At 69.2% G+C, this 2,867-nt stretch carries 2 protein-coding genes; both read right to left on the reverse strand.

Annotation, left to right across the window (positions count from 1 at the left end; translation table 11 throughout):
- Positions 1–46: 46 nt before the first annotated feature.
- Positions 47–1,288 (reverse strand): ABC transporter substrate-binding protein, encoded by a 1,242-nt coding sequence (locus ABTZ99_RS44765; RefSeq protein ID WP_498786006.1) that lies wholly within the window; start codon positions 1,286–1,288, stop codon positions 47–49.
- A 44-nt stretch (positions 1,289–1,332) separates the two neighbouring features.
- Positions 1,333–2,412, reverse strand: coding sequence for a LacI family DNA-binding transcriptional regulator (locus tag ABTZ99_RS44770; protein ID WP_499619251.1), 1,080 nt, complete (start codon positions 2,410–2,412; stop codon positions 1,333–1,335).
- Positions 2,413–2,867 lie beyond the last annotated feature (455 nt).

Genomic DNA, 2,867 nt, shown 5'->3' on the forward strand with positions numbered 1-2,867 from the left:
GCCCCGGGGGGGGCCCCCCCCCCCCCCCCCCCCACGACGGGGGAAGTCAATTAAGCAGCTCCTGCAACTTGGTCTGCAGCTCCTTCAGCGCCACGTCGCTGGTCTTCGCGCCGGTCAACGCGGCGTAGGCGGCTTCCTGGATCGCCTGCGTGACGTCGCCGTAGCGGACGGCCTGCGGGCGCGGCTTAGCCGACAGGATCGACTCCTTCAGCGTCGGCAGGTACGGGAACTGCTTGATCAGCTCGGCGTCCTCGTACAGGCTCGCCAGGGTCGGCGCCTGCGAGGTGGCCAGCAGGTTGGAGCGCTGCGAGGCCTCGCTGGTGAAGAACTTGATGAAGTCCAGCGCGGTGGCCTTGTTCTTGCCGAACGCGGAGATGGCGAAGTTGTGGCCGCCCAGGGTGGAGCTGCCGGGGCCCTTGAGGCCGGGCAGGGGCGCGACGTCGAACTTGCCCGCGACCTGCGAGGAACCGTCGGTCTTGCCGGCCAGGTTCCACTGGTAGGGCCACTGGCGGTGGAACAGGAGCTCGCCCGCCTGGAACGCGCGGCGGCCCTCCTCTTCCTTGTAGGTGATGGCCTTCTCCGGGATGATGCCCTGCTGGAACCCGGTGACCAGGGTGTCCAGCCCGGCCTTCGCCTCGGGCGAGTCGACGACGGCCTTGCCGGAGGCGTCGACCACGTCGCCGCCCGCGGAGTGCACGGCCTCGTCGAAGTTGACCGTCAGGCCCTCGTACTTCTCGAACTGACCGGCGTAGCAGCCGATCGCGGGCTGCGTCGCCTTGACCGCCTGGCAGGCGGTGGTGAGCTCGGCCCACGTCTTCGGCGGCTTCTGGCCCGCCGCGTCGAGCAGGTCCTTGCGGTAGTACAGCAGGCCGCCGTCGGAGTACACCGGCGCGGCGTAGAGCTTGTCGCGGTACTGCGCCGTCTTCACCGCGGGCTGGAGGAACTTGTCCAGTTCGAACTCCTTGGCGGGCAGTTCGACGACCCAGCGGTTGGCGGCGAACTCGGCCGTCCACACCACGTCGAGGTTGAGGATCGTGTACGCGTCGGACTTGACCTGCGCGTTCTGCACCATCTGCTGGCGCTGGGCGTCCGCGGACTCGGGCAGTTCGATGATCCGGACCTGCTCGTTCGCGTGCGAGGCGTTCCACTCGTCGACGAGCTTCTGCATGTTGCCGGAGGTGTCCTTGCCGGTGGCGAAGGTGACCTCGCCCCGTCCTTCGAGCGCACCGCTGGGCTGCTCGCCGCCTTCGTCCCCTCCGCTGCCGCACGACGCGAGGAGGACTGCCACACCCAGCGCCGCGGTTGCCCGCGCCGCCGTTGTCCGAACGCCCATTACCGAGACTCCCATTCGTTCAGGTCTTGCTCTGTCAAGCGGATCGGGGCACTGCCGCGGCTGATGATCCCGCCCGGCAGCAACACGCCCCGATCGCTGTTCGCACTGGTGGTCGAGCCGCGTCCAGCGCTGGTTGTCGTGCTGTTGGTGCTCTCCAGGAGGTCCACCACGGTGCGGGCGAACCTCTCGACGGGTTGCCGCACCGAGGTGAGACCACCGTCCACAACAGAGGCCAACGGCGAGTCGTCGAAACCCGTCACCGCGACGTCCGTCCCCGGCCGGAGCCCCTGGCGGCGCACTTCACGGTGCACACCTACCGCAAGTGGATCACTCACCGCGATCACCGCGTCGGGTATCACTTCGGAGTCCAGCAGGTCTCGCATCGCCGCCCCGCCCGCTTCGACGGTGTCGTCCTCGGCGAGCACCAGCCGGTCCGCGGGCAGGTCGAAGGCCGTGCAACCGGCTTTCCAGCCGCGCAGCCGTTCGAGGTTCTGCACGGTCCTCCCCCGTCCGCCGACGAACGCGATGCGACTGCGGCCGAGGTCGTGCAGGCGGTCGACGAGCCGGTGGCACGCGGCCGCGCCGTCGAGGTCGACCCACGGTCCGGGCTGCTCGCCGTTCCCCGTGCGCCCGAAGGACACGAAGGGCACGTCGTGGTCGGCCAGCCACCGGTGGCGCGGGTCCTCCTCGACGGTGTTGGCCAGCACGAAGCCGTCCACCGCGCGTTGGGCTACCAGGTCGGCGTACGCGTCGATCTCGGTCGTGCCGGTGAACAGGAGCACGTGGCGGCCGGAGTCTTCCACCTCGGCGGTGAGCAGGTGCAGGAACCGGTCCATGAACGAGCTCGGCGTGTCGGTGATCGGCACGTGGTAGCCGATGAGGCCGGCTCGGCGGGCGGCCAGGTTGCGCGCGTTGCGGTTGGGTCGGTAGCCGAGGGCCTCGACGGAGGCGCGGACGCGCCGGCGGGTGGCCGGGTCCACCCGGTGGGGCGCGTTGAGCACGTTGGACACGGTTTGACGGGAGACACCGGCGTGCAGCGCCACCTGGCGGATCGTCACCGGACCGCCGGGACGCGCCATGGCCTGCTCCCTCCCCCCGGGTTCGAGCTGGTTCGGTGCCGTTCGCGCTGGTTTCCGTGATCCCGTCGTGCGGTGACGGAGCGCACCCGTCCGAGTACTGAGCCGATCGTTTGACCGCTCAAAATCGGCGGTACTGTGTCGCGGGCCACAGCGCTGTGTCAAGGAGTGGGAAGCCTGCGTGACCGGACCGCAACTTCTTCGCTCCGCAACAACGCAAGCCCATCACCGTCCGACCAGGACCGCGACACCGCCACCCACACCAGCGCGCACCGCCGATTGCCGCAACCCCACCACCACCCACCCGATCCCGTTCCGTTGACCCCTCGTAACCCACCGGTTATCCCCAAGCGACCACAACGGACCCGCAACCTCTCCACAAGGTCCGATTTGACATGGGTTCGGGTGCCATAGGCTGGTCGAAGCCGGGCAGGCTTGGCGGACGCTTTTCCCGCCAG

It is taken from the genome of Actinosynnema sp. NPDC002837 (assembly GCF_040295345.1).
Classification (GTDB): Bacteria; Actinomycetota; Actinomycetes; order Mycobacteriales; family Pseudonocardiaceae; genus Actinosynnema.

Bases quoted from the DNA above. Each gene is read 5' to 3' on its own strand.
- ABTZ99_RS44770 (WP_499619251.1), bottom strand. From the start codon at position 2,412: ATGGCGCGTCCCGGCGGTCCGGTGACGATCCGCCAGGTGGCGCTGCAC.